This window comes from Pseudooceanicola marinus (assembly GCF_020177265.1).
Taxonomy (GTDB): domain Bacteria; phylum Pseudomonadota; class Alphaproteobacteria; order Rhodobacterales; family Rhodobacteraceae; genus Pseudooceanicola; species Pseudooceanicola marinus_A.
In genome coordinates, this window is record NZ_JAIVMC010000001.1 from 894,014 (window position 1) to 908,678 (window position 14,665).

General features: G+C 66.0%; 16 protein-coding genes. 3 read left to right on the forward strand and 13 right to left on the reverse strand.

Going from position 1 to position 14,665, the window contains the following annotated elements; genetic code table 11:
• Positions 1–55 precede the first annotated feature (55 nt).
• Together cueR and LC066_RS04180 are read right to left on the reverse strand one after the other, a co-directional pair.
• On the reverse strand, positions 56–481 hold the full coding sequence (cueR, locus tag LC066_RS04175; RefSeq protein WP_149755574.1) for a Cu(I)-responsive transcriptional regulator: 426 nt from the start codon (positions 479–481) through the stop codon (positions 56–58).
• A gap of 13 nt (positions 482–494) precedes the next feature.
• Positions 495–3,002 (reverse strand): heavy metal translocating P-type ATPase, encoded by a 2,508-nt coding sequence (locus tag LC066_RS04180; RefSeq protein WP_149755575.1) that lies wholly within the window; start codon positions 3,000–3,002, stop codon positions 495–497.
• A 162-nt stretch (positions 3,003–3,164) separates the two neighbouring features.
• Here LC066_RS04180 and LC066_RS04185 point away from each other — a divergent pair, with 162 nt between their 5' ends.
• A complete protein-coding gene (locus LC066_RS04185; protein ID WP_149755576.1) occupies positions 3,165–3,365 on the forward strand; it encodes a heavy-metal-associated domain-containing protein in 201 nt (66 codons plus the stop codon).
• Positions 3,366–3,405: 40 nt separating this feature from the next.
• On the opposite strand, the gene LC066_RS04190 is transcribed toward LC066_RS04185, so the two are convergent.
• The 8 genes from LC066_RS04190 to LC066_RS04225 are packed head-to-tail and all read right to left on the reverse strand — an operon-like array spanning position 3,406 to position 9,045.
• Positions 3,406–4,137, reverse strand: coding sequence for a DsbA family protein (locus tag LC066_RS04190; protein ID WP_224896629.1), 732 nt, complete (start codon positions 4,135–4,137; stop codon positions 3,406–3,408).
• A gap of 1 nt (position 4,138) precedes the next feature.
• Positions 4,139–4,606: a c-type cytochrome gene (locus LC066_RS04195; RefSeq protein WP_076695389.1), complete on the reverse strand. Its 468-nt coding sequence runs from the start codon at positions 4,604–4,606 to the stop codon at positions 4,139–4,141.
• On the reverse strand, positions 4,603–5,994 hold the full coding sequence (locus LC066_RS04200; RefSeq protein WP_076695390.1) for a multicopper oxidase family protein: 1,392 nt from the start codon (positions 5,992–5,994) through the stop codon (positions 4,603–4,605). The genes LC066_RS04195 and LC066_RS04200 overlap by 4 nt, the downstream gene beginning before the upstream one ends.
• A gap of 44 nt (positions 5,995–6,038) precedes the next feature.
• On the reverse strand, positions 6,039–6,992 hold the full coding sequence (locus LC066_RS04205; RefSeq protein ID WP_149755577.1) for a c-type cytochrome: 954 nt from the start codon (positions 6,990–6,992) through the stop codon (positions 6,039–6,041).
• A gap of 2 nt (positions 6,993–6,994) precedes the next feature.
• Positions 6,995–7,603 (reverse strand): c-type cytochrome, encoded by a 609-nt coding sequence (locus LC066_RS04210; protein WP_149755578.1) that lies wholly within the window; start codon positions 7,601–7,603, stop codon positions 6,995–6,997.
• Positions 7,604–7,646: 43 nt separating this feature from the next.
• Positions 7,647–7,991, reverse strand: coding sequence for a hypothetical protein (locus LC066_RS04215; RefSeq protein ID WP_107978284.1), 345 nt, complete (start codon positions 7,989–7,991; stop codon positions 7,647–7,649).
• On the reverse strand, positions 7,991–8,449 hold the full coding sequence (locus tag LC066_RS04220; protein ID WP_149755579.1) for a c-type cytochrome: 459 nt from the start codon (positions 8,447–8,449) through the stop codon (positions 7,991–7,993). The genes LC066_RS04215 and LC066_RS04220 overlap by 1 nt, the downstream gene beginning before the upstream one ends.
• A 29-nt stretch (positions 8,450–8,478) precedes the next feature.
• On the reverse strand, positions 8,479–9,045 hold the full coding sequence (locus tag LC066_RS04225; RefSeq protein WP_224896630.1) for a L,D-transpeptidase: 567 nt from the start codon (positions 9,043–9,045) through the stop codon (positions 8,479–8,481).
• A gap of 241 nt (positions 9,046–9,286) precedes the next feature.
• On the opposite strand from LC066_RS04225, the gene LC066_RS04230 reads away from it, so the two are divergent.
• Positions 9,287–9,547, forward strand: a complete 261-nt coding sequence (locus LC066_RS04230; RefSeq protein ID WP_224896735.1) for a DUF2933 domain-containing protein — start codon at positions 9,287–9,289, stop codon at positions 9,545–9,547.
• A 326-nt stretch (positions 9,548–9,873) separates the two neighbouring features.
• Positions 9,874–12,006 carry a protein-disulfide reductase DsbD family protein gene (locus LC066_RS04235; RefSeq protein WP_224896631.1) on the forward strand — a complete coding sequence of 711 codons (2,133 nt, stop codon included), beginning with the start codon at positions 9,874–9,876 and terminating at the stop codon, positions 12,004–12,006.
• A gap of 9 nt (positions 12,007–12,015) precedes the next feature.
• Here LC066_RS04235 and LC066_RS04240 read toward each other — a convergent pair whose 3' ends face one another.
• The 3 genes from LC066_RS04240 to LC066_RS04250 form a co-directional block, all read right to left on the reverse strand.
• Complete coding sequence (locus LC066_RS04240) at positions 12,016–12,939, reverse strand: EamA family transporter (protein WP_224896632.1); 924 nt, start codon at positions 12,937–12,939, stop codon at positions 12,016–12,018.
• Positions 12,940–12,951: 12 nt separating this feature from the next.
• Positions 12,952–13,593 carry a hypothetical protein gene (locus LC066_RS04245; protein WP_224896633.1) on the reverse strand — a complete coding sequence of 214 codons (642 nt, stop codon included), beginning with the start codon at positions 13,591–13,593 and terminating at the stop codon, positions 12,952–12,954.
• 107 nt (positions 13,594–13,700) lie between these two features.
• A complete protein-coding gene (locus LC066_RS04250) occupies positions 13,701–14,639 on the reverse strand; it encodes a cation diffusion facilitator family transporter (RefSeq protein WP_224896737.1) in 939 nt (312 codons plus the stop codon).
• Positions 14,640–14,665: the final 26 nt, after the last annotated feature.

The window sequence follows — 14,665 nt, forward strand, 5'->3', positions numbered from 1 at the left end:
TCTTCTTCGCGCGACTCGTAGACCGCATCCCAGTGCGCTCTGTCCCCGGTTCCCGTCAGCGGACTCCCTCTGATGCACTGGCCGCCTCTTCCGGAACATCCTTCGCCAGGTCCTCCAGAATCGGGCAATCCGGGCGGTGGTCGCCCGCGCAGGCATGGATCAGGTGACCAAGCGTCGTGCGCATCGACTGGAGTTGCGCGATCTTGTCGTCGATCTGGTGCAGGTGCTCTTCCGCGACGCGCTTGACCTGCCCGCTCTCGCGGCTCTCGTCCTCGTAGAGGGCGATCAGGGTGCGGCAGTCCTCGATGGTGAAGCCCAGCGCGCGGGCGCGGCCGAGGAAGGCCAGCTTGTGCAGGTCCTGTTCGCGGAACCGGCGATAGCCGTTCTCGCCGCGCTGCGGGCGGATCAGGCCGATCTCCTCGTAGTAGCGGATCGTCTTGGCGGGCAGGCCCGAGCGTTGGGCGACGTCTCCGATGTTCATGGCAGTCCTCCTTTCACTCTGCGGGCGCGTGCGCCGCGTGGGCGGCCGGGCGTGCTATGGCGCGCTCGTCCATGGCGGGCGCGATGCGGCGCAGGCGCAGCGCGTTGGTCAGCACGAAGACCGACGAAAGCGCCATGGCCCCGGCGGCCAGCATCGGCGAGAGCAGCAGGCCGAAGGCCGGGTAGAGCACGCCTGCCGCGACCGGGATCAGCGCGGTGTTGTAGCCGAAGGCCCAGAACAGGTTCTCGCGGATGTTGCGCATGGTGCGGGTCGAGACCTCGAAGGCGTTGACCACGCCGCGCAGGTCGCCGGACATGAGCACCACGTCGGCGGACTCGATCGCCACGTCCGTGCCGGTGCCGATGGCGATGCCGACGTCGGCATGCGCCAGCGCGGGCGCGTCGTTGATGCCGTCGCCGACGAAGGCGACCTGGCGGTGCCCCTCGCGCAGCTCATCGAGCGCGGCGACCTTGCCGTCGGGCAGGACGCCCGCGATGACATGGTCGATGCCAGTCTCGCGCGCGATGGCCTCTGCCGTCTCGCGTTTGTCGCCGGTGATCATCGCGACGGTCAGGCCCTTGTCATGCAGCGCGGCGATGGCGGCGCGGCTGGCGGGCTTCACGGGGTCGGCCACGCCGATGACCGCGGCGATGCGGCCGTCGATGGCGGCAAAGAGCGCGGTGCGGCCGCGGCTGGCAAGCTCGGTCTCGCGCGCCGCGAGCGCGCCGGTCTCGATGCCCTCGCGGGCCATCAGGCGGTCGGCGCCGACCAGCACCTCGGCGCCGTCCACCGTGGCGCGGACGCCGTGGCCGGTGACGGAGGTGAAATCCGTGGCCTCGGCGCGCGGGGCGCCCTCTGCCCGGGCGGCGCGGACGACGGCCTCGGCGATGGGGTGCTCGGAGCGCGACTCGACCGCCGCGACCTTCGACAGCACGTCGGCCCGGTCGACCCCCTCGGCCAGCACGAGGTCGGTCATCTCGGGCCGTCCCTCGGTCACGGTGCCGGTCTTGTCGAGCGCCACGACGCCCACGGAGGCGAGCTGCTGCAGCGCGTTACCCTTGCGGAAGAGGACGCCCATCTCGGCGGCGCGGCCGGTGCCGACCATGATCGAGGTCGGCGTCGCGAGGCCCATGGCGCAGGGGCATGCGATGATGAGAACCGAGACCCCGGCCACCAGCGCCAGCGTCACCGCGGGCGACGGGCCGAAGACCAGCCAGACCAGCACGGTCAGCAGCGCCGCCGACATGACGGCGGGCACGAACCACAGGGTGATGCGGTCGACCAGCCCCTGGATCGGCAGCTTGGCGCCCTGCGCCTCCTCGACCATGCGGATGATCTGCGACAGCGTGGTGTCGGCGCCGACGCGGGTGGCGCGGAAGGTCAGGCTGCCCGCGCCGTTCACGGTGCCGCCGGTGATGGCATCGCCCGGGCCCTTCTCGGCCGGGACCGGCTCGCCGGTGAGCATGCTTTCGTCGACGTGGCTGGAGCCCTCGGTGACCTCGCCGTCCACGGCGATGCGCTCGCCCGGCCGCACGAGGACCATGTCGCCGGTCGCGAGGTCATCGACCGAGACCTCGACGCTTTCGCCGTCGCGCAGGACGCGGGCGGTGCGGACCTGCAGGCCCAGCAGCTTGCGGATCGCCGCGCCGGTGCGGCCCTTGGCGCGCGCCTCGAGGAAGCGCCCGAGCAGGATCAGCACGACGATGACGGCGGCGGCCTCGAAGTAGACGGCGCGCACCGCCTCGGGGAGCAGCGCCGGAAGGAAGGTCGCCACGACCGAGTAGAGGTAGGCCGCCCCGGTGCCCACGGCGACGAGGCTGTTCATGTCGGGCGCGCCCTTGAGCAGCGCCGGGATGCCCTTGCGGTAGAACATGCGCCCGGGGCCCGCGAGGACCAGCGTGGTCAGCACGAACTGCAGCACCCAGCTGGTCTGCTGGCCGATGGTCGCGTCGATCCAGTGGTGCACGGCGGGAAGGACGTGCCCGCCCATCTCGACCAGGAAGACCGGCAGGGCGAGCGCGGCGGCGAGCGCCGTCTGGCGCAGGAGGCCGCGCGCCTCCTCTTCCTTGCGGGCGCCGCGGTCCTCGCCGCCGGAGGCCTCGGCCACCGTGGCGGGGTAGCCCATCTCGGCGCTGGCGGCGGTCAGGTCAGAGGGCGTGACCGCGCCCTCGGCGTAGGTCACCGTCGCGGTTTCCGAGGCGAGGTTCACGTTCACTTCGAGCACGCCCGGCACGGCCTCGAGCGCCTTGTCGACGCGACCCACGCAGGAGGCGCAGGACATCGACTCGACGTTCAGCGTCACCTTCGCCCGGCGCGCCGGGTAGCCCAGGTCGTCGAGCGCCTCGACCGCTGCGCCTACACGCGCGGGATCGTCGACGGTCATGCGGGCGGTTTCCGAGGCGAGGTTGACCGAGACGTCATGGACCCCCTCCAGCGCCGCCAGGCCACGATCCACGCGCCCCACGCAGGAGGCGCAGGACATACCCTCGACGGAGAGAGTGACGGGCGTTGGTTCGGGCATGACGGCCTCCTTCATTCCTCTTGGCTGCCCCTCATGTGGGGCCTCCAGTCACTGGAAGGTCAAGCGTGCGGATGAATTTTCTTCGCGGTGACCGGCCCTCTTGACCTTCCACCCGCTGGAATCCTCATATCTGCGGCGAAGCAAACGCAAGGAGACGTCGCAATGCAATTCAATGTGCCCGACATGCGCTGCGGCCACTGCACGGCTGCCATCGAGAAATCGGTCAAGGCCGCCGACCCCGGCGCCGATGTCGCCTGCGACCTGGACACGCACCGGGTCAGCATCAACAGCGTCCTCGCGCCGGAGCAGGTGAGCGCGGCGATCAAGGACGCGGGCTACGACGCACAGCAGGTCAGCGCCTGACCATGGCCCGCGCCGGTCATCGCTGGCGCAGAGCTTACCGTCACTGCGAAGAATCGCGTGCCTCGCTCACCAGATCGGAGAGACGCTCTTTCTCGACGAAGCCGGGCACGAGCGCGTCGCCGATGACGAAGGACGGCGTCCCATTGAACCCGAGCGCCTGCGTCAGGCGCATCGAGGTTTCAATGTGCTCGGCAACTTCCTGGGCCTCCATGTCCTGTCTCAGTTGATCCAGGTCCAGCCCGACGTCTTCGGCGACACGCATGACTGAGGCTTCGTTCGCGCGGCCATCAATCGCCATCATCGCCCAGTGAAAGTCTTCGTACTTGCCTTGCGCACGGGCCGCGAGCGCCGCCTTGGCGGCAAAGACGGATCCTTCGCCGAGGATGGGCCATTCGCGGTAGACGAGCCGGACGTTCGGGTCTTCCTCGATCAGGGCCCGGATCTCCGGTTTTGCGCGGCGGCAATAGCGGCAGTTGTAGTCGAAGAACTCCACCACGGTCACATCGCCGTCCGGGTTGCCGAGCACGGGCGCGTTCGGATCATGCTCGATCAGGTCACGCTGGTTGCGCAGCACGTCCGACTGGTTCTGGGCCTGGGCATCCGCCTGCCGCTGTTCGAGCAGCGCGACCGCCTCCATGATGATCTCGGGGTTCTCGCGTATCGCCTCGAGGACCAGTTCCTTGACCCGCGCCTCGTCAAGCTCCTGGGAGAGCGCAGGCATCGGCAGCAGGGCTGCCATCGCCAGCGCAAGGATCGGTTTCTTCAGCGTCATTTCAGTTCGCTCCATTGTCCGCTTTCGTTCGTTCTGCCTGGGCTTGTTTCACGTCTTCGGGCCAGGTCGAGCGGATGTAACCCAGAATGTTTCGGATCTGTTGATCCGTCAGGCTGTCACCGAAACCCGGCATGCCACTGCCGAATTCCATGCCACGTTGCGCCATCAGGGCCTCTCCGCCCAGCTTGGTATAGTCGAACAGGACGCTGTCCGGGTGATGCCAGGTATGACCCGTCTCGTCATGCGGCGGCGCCGGCAGACGCCCATCGGGGCCGGGTGAGCGCCAGTCGGGCTGGCCCTCAAGCTCGGCTCCGTGGCAGGAGGCGCAGTTCTCGGCGTAGAGCGCCTTGCCTTCGGCGATGTCCACCGGCGCCGCAGAGGCATTCTCGGTCGTCCCCTGCCCGAGGACGAACCAGAAGCCCGCAGCCGCAAGAACCGCGAAGACTGTCCCGATGACAACGCCCCTCATGTGACCCGCACCCATGTCGTCATGCCCGAGGCCGCGTGACCGAGCATGTGGCAGTGGAACAGCCAGTCGCCGGGATTGTCGACGGTGAAGGCGATCTCGCGCGTCTCCCTGCCGCCAACAAGGATCGTGTCCCGAAGCGGTCCCAACGCGCCGTCCTCGGACACCTCTCGGAAATGCATGCCGTGCAGGTGCATGGCGTGGGGAAAAACGGTGTCGTTGACGATCTCCAGCAGCACGGTCTCGCCCAGCCCCAAGTCGGCCAGCGGCGTATCTGTCATCTCTGCCACGCCGTTGAATGCCCAGAACCGACCCGCGGCCGCCAATTCGCGGAAAGCCATGCGTTCGCCGTTCAGGATGGCGGAGTCCATGCGCCCCATCGCGCCGCCCGACATGACGAGCCGCAGCGGAGTCGCCCCGGCCAGGTCCGGCAGATCCATCTTCGGGTTCGGCGGCAGGGCCACGGGCGCCGCGCGCCGCGTCTGGCTGGCCGTGCCCGACACAGTGAAAACGACCTGCGAAAAATTCTCGGCATCGCCGACATGGACCAGGTCTGCCGTTTCCCCTTCTTCTGCCAAAACGTCGACGATCAGGTCCGTCCGCTGTGCCGGGCCAAGGACAAGGACATGCTCCACCGGGGCTGGCGTGGCGAGCGGCATCCCGTCCAGGGCCACGATCCAGCCCTCCAGCCCCGACAGCTTCAGCGGGAAAATCCGGGCGTTCGATGCGTTGATCAGTCGCAGGCGCAGCCGCTCGTGCCGTCGCACGGGCAGCGACAGGTTGTAACGCCCGTTGGTGGTGACGTAATTCCCGGTGCGTCCGCCGTGGCTCATCATCATGGGATGGTCGAAACTGTCGTCGATCTGGCCTGTCTCGGGGTTCAGCAACCAGTCGTCGAGAACGAGCACCTCTTCACGATCGACATCCGGCGCCCCGGCCTCCTCGACGATCAGCGGGCCATGCAGCCCGCGTGCCACCTGTTCCCAGGACCTGTTGTGCGCGTGATACCAGTAGGTCCCGGCATCCGGCGTCACGAAATCGTAGTCGAAGGTGCCGCCTGGCGCGACGGCGTCCTGCGTCAGGCCTGATACCCCGTCCATCGCATTGTCGATGCGGATCCCGTGCCAGTGGATCGAACTGGCCTGCGGCAGGTCGTTGACAAAGCGCCGGCGCAGGCGCTGGCCCTGCCCCACCCGGATCTCGCGTCCCGGGATGGTGCCGCCATAGCCCCAGACCTCGGTCTGCGGGTAACTGTCGGGCAGCAATTGAAGCCGAGCGACCTGAGCCGCGAGTTCGGGGATCTCCTCGGCGGCGAAGAGCCCCCGCGGGAGGCCCGCGCCAAGCCCAGCAAGTCCGGCCAGTTTCAGGGCATCACGCCTTGTGGGTGTCATCGGTTCATTCCTTTCAGAGCGGGGCCGATGGCCCCGCCGTTTTCTCAGTCGATCCGGGTCTTCCGCTCTGCGGACCCCCCTTCTTCCTTCACGATGTCGTCTGCCCCGCCTACCTCCGCGTCGAACAGGTAGATCGCCATCGCCTCGCGATCCTGTGGAGACAGGAACCGCGTGCCTTCGCGGACGACCTCGGCCATGCTGCCGCCAAAGGCGTCGCCCGAGGGCGTGAGGCCCGATTGCAGCGCATAGGCCAGCGACGAGACCGTCCATCCGTTCTGTTCGAGGTCTTCGGCCCGGATGGACGGCGCCTTGCTGCCGCCCGGAAGCTCGGCATTGCCGGCGAAGACGGCGCCAAGGTCGCGGCCGCCCGCCAGGTTCCGCGGCGTGTGGCAGGCCCCGCAATGCGCCGCGCCGCGCACGAGTTCGCGGCCCCGGTTCCACGCGTCGCTGCGATCCGGCACAGGCTCTGACTTAGGCTCGTAGAAAAACGCGGCGCGCCAGAGTTTCAACCCCCACCGCTGGTCGAAGGGAAAGCTCACGTCATGATAGGGCGCGGGCTCGGCCACCGGCGCCACGGTCTGGAACGCTGCCCAGAGATCGGCGATGTCCTGGTCCGAGAACTCCGCGTAGAACGGATAGGGGAAGGCCGGGAAATAAGGTTCGCCGTCCGGGCCTATGCCCTGGCGAACCGCCTTGGCAAAGCTCTCTGCCGTCCAGTCTCCGATCCCGTGCTCCGGGTCCGGGGTCAGGTTCGACGGGTAGAAGGTGCCGAAATCCGTCTCGAGCGGAGCGCCGCCCGCCAGGGGAGCGCCTCCTGCCTCGAAATTCGAATGACAGGCGATGCAGCCGCTGGCGCGCGCCAGGTAGGCACCCCTGTCGACGTTACCCTCCAGCTCGATCGGCGCGGGTGCGCTGCCGACCGGCCATGCGATCACCGCGGCCAGGGCGGCGCCGCCAAGCGCCGCCGCCCCGACCGACCAATAGATTATCCGACGCATGGTCAGTCGTCTTCCGCCCGGAACCGCGAATGGCAGGCCGAGCAGACCTGCGTCGTCATGTTGAACGCCGCATCGGCCGGCATTTCGGCGATGTCCTCCGCGCTCATCATGTCGGACGCGTCATCGCCCATCATGCCCGAGCCAGAGCCCATCATGGACCCGCTTCCCATCATGGAGCCGGACCCCATGCCGGAGCTGCCTCCCATCATGGATCCTGCGCCCATGTTGCCGCCACCCGCCATGCCGTTGCCGGCGGCGCCTTCCAGGCCCTCGCCGTAGACGTCGAGCAACCTCGCAAGCTCCTCGAACCGCTCCCAGTCCGACCAGATCACGTCCTTGGCTTCGGAGGGTGCCCCGTCGGAGCCTTCCGGGAACAGCTCGGTCAGGGCCTCGCCCGAATGCTCCTGGAAGGTGCGCGCGGCGTCGCGCATGACATCGGCGTCATACTCGGCCTCGCCCTGCATCATCGGGGTGACCGTCTTCACGGCGTTGCCCATGGCCTTCATTGCTTCCATGCGTTCCTTGACGATGCCCGTCGCGCCGCTGTGTGCGAGGGCGGCCGCCGCCGTTCCAGTCACGGCGATTGCTGCCAGAATGGTCGTTCTCTTCATCGTATCGTTACTCCGTCGTCCTGAATTCCGGTTCATGGGTTGTTCAGGAATGCCGGCGCGGCGGCGGGAGGTCCATGTCGGGGCGAACGTCGTCAACCATGTGGAACGGCGTGAGGTATGCCGTCGTGGTGACGAATTCAGGCGGCGTGATGTCCACCGCCAGGATGAAAACGGCGGCCGTGAAGCAGTCGAGCCCGGGATGGCAATGCCCCGCGCCCTCCTCGTCCGACTGGTGGACCGGTGAGTCATGTGCCTCATGCAGGGCCGCCGAGCGGGACGGCGCGTGATCGTCCGCGTGAGCCGACGCGGTATCGGGCACGCCCGCCACGAACATCACGGCAAGCAGAACCAGGGCGTTCAGCAATCCGTTCGCACGCCGCAGGATCATCACTCGATCCCGTTTGCCCGCTGCAGTTCGCGGACATAGGCCACGACCATCTTGACGTCGCCCGGCGTCACGCCTTCGACCGGGGGCATGTTGCCGAAATCCCAATGATGCGACCGCACCCCGTTCTGAGCCGCCGCGACAAACGCCATGTCGGAATGATGGCTCGGCTCGTAGATCTTATGAACCAGTGGCGGCGCGACTCCATTCTGTCCGGCTGCGCTCTGACCGTGGCAACTGGAACACTTGGCCTCGAAGATCTTCTTCCCCAGTTGGGCGTTGCCGGAAAGCTCTTCCGGCAGGCTGACCTCCGCAATCGGAGCGCCTTCGGCAACCTCACTGATGTCAGGCGGTGTCATCGAATGCCCCGTCGGCGCGGCCGCGGGCTGCAGGAACTGCCAGCCCGCAATTCCGAACCCCCCGGCCAGAACGACGGCCACCATCACGGTCAGCTTGTCCATGTACCTGTCTTTCTTTCTCTTTCCGAAACTCAGATGAGCTTGACCTGGGTTCCTACGGGCGCCCTTTCATAGACCTCCTCGATCTGCCGGTTGTAGAGGCCGATACAACCGCTCGAGGAGCGGCGCCCGATCTTGCGCGTGTCCTGCGTGCCGTGGATCCGGTAGTACTGCCACGAGAGATAAAGCGCGCGCGTGCCGAGCGGATTGCGCGGGTCGCCGCCTTCGACGTAAGCGGGCAAGGTCGGATCGCGCTCCCGCATCGACGCCGTGGGGCCCCAGCCCGGGTTCTCGCGTTTTTCGACAACCTCGGTGTAGCCGCGGCGGGTGAGGTCCTCGGTCAGCGGGACGGAGGTCGGGTAGATGCGCATCTCGCCGTCTACCGTCCAGTGCTGGAGCATCCTCGACGTGGTGTCGGCGATGATGATGCCGTTTCCGATCCGGTCGAAGTGATCGCGCCAGTCGTGCGTGCGGAACGACGAAATGTTGCGCCGCGCCTTATCGGCGGCGGCGTGAACGATACCCGGCGTGGCTATCAGGGCGAGAGCACCGCCGATCAGTCCGCGCCGGTTCAAGTTGATCGAACGATCTGCCTTCATCTGCCTGTGTCCTTCTTCCTTGCCTGTTCCAAGAAGATGAATACCCGAGAAGGTGCGTGCGACAACCTGACAAGCCTGCGAGAAATGTATCGGTTTGTATCCTTGACCTTCCACTCCGGGAGGGCGGCAAATGAAGCGACAATTTCTGAAGGATGAGGCGACCATGATACACGCAAATCGACCTGGCAACCCCCAAGGCAACAAGCTCATGCGATACGGCATGATGGCCTGCTGCGCGGTCATGCTGATCCCCGTCGGCGCATTCTTCGTTACGGGAGGTAGCGTTTCAGGTCTCTGGGCCAATGCCGGGATTTTCGCCCCGTTGATCCTGTGCGCCGGGGGCCATGTTGTCATGCACAGGATGATGGGCAAGTCCTGCCATGGGGACGGTGAAACAGCTCCCAAGCTCATCGCTGAGCCCATACCGGTTGCCGACGATCGGCCAGGGAACGAAAGTCGGACGGGGAGCCCGGGTGTCCACGCCACAAGTCTTGAAGGTTAGCGCATTGCTGCTTGCGCTCGGCGGATGCTCGGCCTCTCTTGCCGAGTGCTTTCGCGATACCGGCGCGCTGTCGACCCGGGAAGAGGGTGTCGCTCTTCCCCGGGGGTGTCGCGTGACGGACAGAACGGGCACGGACTTGCGAAGGCTCGAATGCGATGACGGCCGCCAGGGCTTCGTGTTTGGGTCATGATCCCCCCTGTCGAAGACGACAGCGATCACGCGACTACGGGTCCTGTTCTGCCGGTGGCGTTGCAACGAGCTTCACGGCATGTCCGCTTGTCCGGGAGATCGCCGATCCTTTCCCGCCACTTACGAAATCCCGAAAGATGCTCCATAACATGCTGACGACATTTCGTTTCGTCATGGTCATTGCGGCCGCGGCGCTCGGCACTGCCCCAGCCGTCCATGCCGCGTCCTCGCAGCCATATGAGTCCCCCGCCGTCACGGCGCGGTTGATCTCTGCCCAGGACGGAGTGCCCGACAGCGGCCGAACCCTATCAGGGGGGCTGGACCTGGACCTTGGCGACGGTTGGAAGACCTACTGGCGGTCACCAGGTGAAGTCGGCATCTCACCATCGGTGGATTGGGCGGGATCGGAGAACATCGCGGAGGTGGAATTCCTCTGGCCCGCCCCTGAGCGCTTCACGGCCTTCGGTATCGAGAACTTCGGCTACCACGGCGAAGTCGTCTTCCCGCTCCGGATCGAACTCGCACGACCGGGAGAGCCGGCAAAGCTTGAGGCGCAAGTCTCGCTGCTCGTCTGTTCAGACGTCTGCGTGCCGCGGGATTTCCACCTGAGCCTCGATCTGCCGGCCAGTAACGGAATCGATCAGCCGGTCGCCGACCGTATCGCCGGCTTTCTGGCGCGCGTTCCAGCTGAGGGGGACGGCATCGGCGTCGATCAGGCGCTTTTCCATCTCGACAACCAGACGACCGCGCTCACCATCTCGCTTCGCAGCGCCACACCGTTCAAGGACCCGGACGTCTTCCCGGAACTCGGCGCAGACAACGCTCTCGGCAAACCCGATGTCCGGCTTGGCGACGGCGGGCGCAGAATGTGGGCCACGCTGCCGGTCCTTTCGACCGACGACGCGACGCTTCACGATCCGGTCCTCACGGTGACAGACGGCCCGGACCGAGCCTTCACCGTCACGCCGGACCGTGCTGCCGAAGCCCCTGCCCCACCTTTCAGCATCGCGACCGCCGCCCCCGGCATCGAAACCCTGATCTGGATCGCACTGGTCGCTTTCCTCGGGGGACTGATCCTGAACGTCATGCCCTGCGTGCTGCCGGTCCTCTCGATAAAGCTCTCGACGGTCATGAAACACGGCGAGCAGGATAGGCGCACGGTGCGCGCGGGCTTCCTCGCCGCCGCCGGGGGCGCCCTGACATTCATGTGGGGGCTGGCGCTGATCCTCTTCCTGTTGCAGCGGGCCGGTGTCGTGGTCGGCTGGGGGCTGCAATTCCAGAACCCGCTGTTCCTTGCGGCGATGGTGCTGCTGCTGTCGGTTTTCTCTGCCAACATGCTGGGCGGTTTCGAGTTCAGCCTGCCCTCCGGCCTGCAGACGCGGCTGGCGAATTCCGGACGCGGACACGTGCATGCCGCGGATTTCCTGACCGGCATGTTCGGCGCTGTCATGGCGACGCCATGTTCGGCCCCGTTCCTCGGGACGGCCATCGCCTTCGCACTGGCCGGGCGAGGTATCGATATCTTCATCGTCTTCACCAGCCTCGGGATCGGGCTGGCCGTGCCGTACCTCCTGGTCGCAGCCGTGCCGGGCGCCATTTCGCTCCTGCCGAAGCCCGGGCGCTGGATGGTGGCGTTGAGGTTTCTCCTCGGGGGCCTGCTCATGGCCACGGTGGCGTGGCTTCTCTGGGTGATGGCAGGTGTGGCCGGGACAGCCGCGGCAGCTGCCGTAGGCGGGCTGGCGCTGGCGCTGGCGGTCACTCTCTCCGTCCCACGTCTGCCCTCGGCCGCCCGCTGGCCGATCGTCGCCGCATGCGCCGGGCTGCCCCTGATCGCAGTTCCCCAGTTGACCAAAACGGAAGCGACCGAAGTCGCGGTCTCTTCGCTCAGCTGGATGCCCTTCGACCGGGCGGAAATCGCGCGGCGCGTGTCGCGCGGAGAGGTCGTCTTCGTCGATGTCACGGCCGACTGGTGCCTCACCTGCAAGGCCAACAAGGCACTGGTCATCGAGCGCGATCCCGTGCTGACCGCGCTGCGCGCCGAGGGCACAATTCCGATGCAGGCCGACTGGACGCGACCGGACGAGACCATTTCTCGCTATCTCGAAAGATTCGATCGCTACGGCATCCCGTTCAACGCCGTCTACGGCCCGGGCGCCCCTGACGGTATCGTGCTGTCGGAAATCCTGTCGGGTGAGGCGGTGATCAACGCGCTGCGCTCCGCCTCGGGCGGCCGGGCGACCACGTCTGGCCTTTTTGATCAGGACTGGTGACCACCGACGCTACGCGGACGCTGCCTGGCATTGGCACGGGTGAACCGCGATATTCGGGGTGTCCCGCGTGGTCTGCCAGGTGAGCAGGAACCCGGCGAACAGCAGGAGCGCACCACCATAAACGGTGCTCGCCGCCGGGATTTCCGCCAGGATCAGGAAACCAAGCAGGGTCGCCACGACCGGCGAGACGATAATGTCGATCAGCGAATAGACATTGGCGTTCAGCGTCTTGAGGACCAGGGAGATCCCGAAATAGGCGAAGCCCGTTGAGACGAGTCCCAGCGCCAGAGCCCAGATGCCGACCGGGACCCCGCCCTCCCCCATGCCTGGCGTTGGTGAAAAGACCTGTCCGGGCCCAAAGATCAGCACCGAAGGGGCAAGGATCAGCGCGGCCACCAGCATCGACCAGGCAATGTCGTTTCCGGTCTCGGATTTTCCCTCGTGCCGCATGTAGGTGACCATCGCGGCATGGACGGCTCCATCAGCCAGCGCCACGAGATTGCCGAGCATGTGTCCGCCGGACAGCGGCTTGGCAAGAACGATGCCGACGATCGCGATCCCGAAGGTCAGGACGTTCCCGAGGGTCGCTCTTTCTTTCAGGAAAATGGCCGACAAGATGAAGGTAAAGAACGGTGCAACGCTCCAGAAAATCACGGCGTTCGCGATGGGAACAAGCGTCATCGCCAGGTTGAAGACGCTGATCTGCGTCGCAATGAGCACGCCGATGATCACGGTGTCGGTCATGTTTCCCCAAGGCAGCCGCAAAGGCTCACCATTCAGGACGGGCATCGTCAGCATGAGGAACAATGTCGCCGTCAGCAACGCGTAGAAGTTCAAGGTGTGGATGGGAATCAGTCCGCCGGTGAGCTTGACGAATATGCCGATCGTCGCCTCGGAGACGGTGATCAGGGCCAGCAGCAGTAGCGTGCGCATGAAACCTCCAGCCTAAGCAGACCGTGCCCGCGCTGCCCAGCACATGTCGCAGACGGAGTCGCCGTGCGACAGCGTGTGCGGACGACGGTAATGGCCCCGCGAAGCATCGCTTGCAATCAGGTCGGCGCCCGGCCAATCGTAGGTGCACCAGCTCCGGCGGAAGGTCTCCAGCGCGTCGGGATCGCCCTCCGTCTCGGCCACCCGGCGAACGAAACTCTGGGGCGGACAGCAGGTGAAATGGGTCAGGATGTCATCGCCCTCACGCCACGCTTTCACCTCGTATCCGGGCGCTGCGGGGGCGCTGAAGGGAAAGACCAGCAGCATTCGGATGGTCCACCTCAGGCGCTGTCCGGGATCCCTCGCCACGAGCCGCACGGGCAGAGAGCTGAGGCTCAGCATCCTGCTGTAGATTTCCCAGCCGAGGTCGGCCACCACCTGTCGCGCGGTCTCGGGCGAAATGCCGGATTTCCTCAATGCGCGGTCGGCGGCGACGGTCCAGATCGCCATTTCGACCATCAGGCGGTTCCCGAAGCGGTCAAGTTCGTCCAACCGCGCGTGCCGGCGAAGAGCAACCGCTTCCGCATCCATTGCGGCCAGGTAGGACTGGATCTCAGGACCGAGCCAGCGAATCGGGTGGCCTTGCGTGTCCGTCATCTGCCGGTTGGCAATGCCGCTGCGCACTGCACGTCTGACAGTCTGCCGGATGACTTGTCGCGTGACACGAAGCCGAAGTGACGGCTGCGATCCTCGGACTCTTGCCGTCATGGTTCGTCTACTGTCTCGGCAGGGCCACTGGTCACGTCGATCTTCTCGGCGCCGCTCTCATCCAGGCACCTGGTTTCGATCTGAAGAGTGACGAAGAAGAAACCGAAATCCGATTTCAACATCGTATTCGCATCTTTCAGCAGTGCCGGCGTATCGGCGTCTTGAGAAACCCTCAGATGTCCGGAAAACACGTTGCGCCCGCTGGTCAGAGTCCAGGCGTGGACATGATGGGCATCCTGCACTCCGTCCATTTCCTCCAGCGCCTCGATCACCCCTCGCAAATCCACCTCGTCGGGCGTGCCCTCCATCAGCAGCCGCGCCGCGTCGCGCAGGATGCCCCAGCTCGCCCATAGCAGCACGACCCCGAATGCCATGCCGAGGATCGGGTCGATCAGTAAGAATCCAGTAAACTTGATGACCAGTGCCGTTACGATGATCAGAAGGCTCCCGACGAAGGTCTGGATGATGTGCCAGAGAGCGCCACGCACGTTGAGGTCGGTCTTGCTCTGCTGCCAGATCAGCCAGAGCGAGATCACCTCGGTGAAGAGCCCGCCCGCAGCCGCGATCAGCATCGGCCCGGTCGGCAGGTCTATCGGCGACCCGAGGCGCATCGCAGCCATGTAGATGACGACCAGTGCCATGCCGAGCAGAAAGCCACCGTTGACCAGCGCACCGATGATCTCCGAGCGATACCAGCCGAAACTGAAGGATTCGTCTGCCGGGCGCTTGGCAAGCCGAGCCGCGGCAATTGCGACCAGCACGCCGCCGACAGCCGAAAAGGTATGGAACGCGTCCGAGGTCACCGCGATCGACCCGGTCCATAAGCCGATGCCCATCTCGATCACGAAATACACGCCCGTCAGCCAGGCCGAAATTGCCATGCCCCGACCGCCCGAAGGCATGTGGCCGGCGTGCGGGTTGCCATGCGAACTCATCGCTCTCTCCTCCTTGCCGTGTCCTT

Coding starts and splice junctions, on each gene's coding strand:
- cueR (WP_149755574.1), bottom strand. CDS start 481: ATGAACATCGGAGACGTCGCCCAACGCTCGGGCCTGCCCGCCAAGACG.
- LC066_RS04180 (WP_149755575.1), bottom strand. CDS start 3,002: ATGCCCGAACCAACGCCCGTCACTCTCTCCGTCGAGGGTATGTCCTGC.
- LC066_RS04185 (WP_149755576.1), top strand. CDS start 3,165: ATGCAATTCAATGTGCCCGACATGCGCTGCGGCCACTGCACGGCTGCC.
- LC066_RS04190 (WP_224896629.1), bottom strand. CDS start 4,137: ATGACGCTGAAGAAACCGATCCTTGCGCTGGCGATGGCAGCCCTGCTG.
- LC066_RS04195 (WP_076695389.1), bottom strand. CDS start 4,606: ATGAGGGGCGTTGTCATCGGGACAGTCTTCGCGGTTCTTGCGGCTGCG.
- LC066_RS04200 (WP_076695390.1), bottom strand. CDS start 5,994: ATGACACCCACAAGGCGTGATGCCCTGAAACTGGCCGGACTTGCTGGG.
- LC066_RS04205 (WP_149755577.1), bottom strand. CDS start 6,992: ATGCGTCGGATAATCTATTGGTCGGTCGGGGCGGCGGCGCTTGGCGGC.
- LC066_RS04210 (WP_149755578.1), bottom strand. CDS start 7,603: ATGAAGAGAACGACCATTCTGGCAGCAATCGCCGTGACTGGAACGGCG.
- LC066_RS04215 (WP_107978284.1), bottom strand. CDS start 7,991: ATGATCCTGCGGCGTGCGAACGGATTGCTGAACGCCCTGGTTCTGCTT.
- LC066_RS04220 (WP_149755579.1), bottom strand. CDS start 8,449: ATGGACAAGCTGACCGTGATGGTGGCCGTCGTTCTGGCCGGGGGGTTC.
- LC066_RS04225 (WP_224896630.1), bottom strand. CDS start 9,045: ATGAAGGCAGATCGTTCGATCAACTTGAACCGGCGCGGACTGATCGGC.
- LC066_RS04230 (WP_224896735.1), top strand. CDS start 9,287: ATGCTGATCCCCGTCGGCGCATTCTTCGTTACGGGAGGTAGCGTTTCA.
- LC066_RS04235 (WP_224896631.1), top strand. CDS start 9,874: ATGCTCCATAACATGCTGACGACATTTCGTTTCGTCATGGTCATTGCG.
- LC066_RS04240 (WP_224896632.1), bottom strand. CDS start 12,939: ATGCGCACGCTACTGCTGCTGGCCCTGATCACCGTCTCCGAGGCGACG.
- LC066_RS04245 (WP_224896633.1), bottom strand. CDS start 13,593: ATGACGGACACGCAAGGCCACCCGATTCGCTGGCTCGGTCCTGAGATC.
- LC066_RS04250 (WP_224896737.1), bottom strand. CDS start 14,639: ATGAGTTCGCATGGCAACCCGCACGCCGGCCACATGCCTTCGGGCGGT.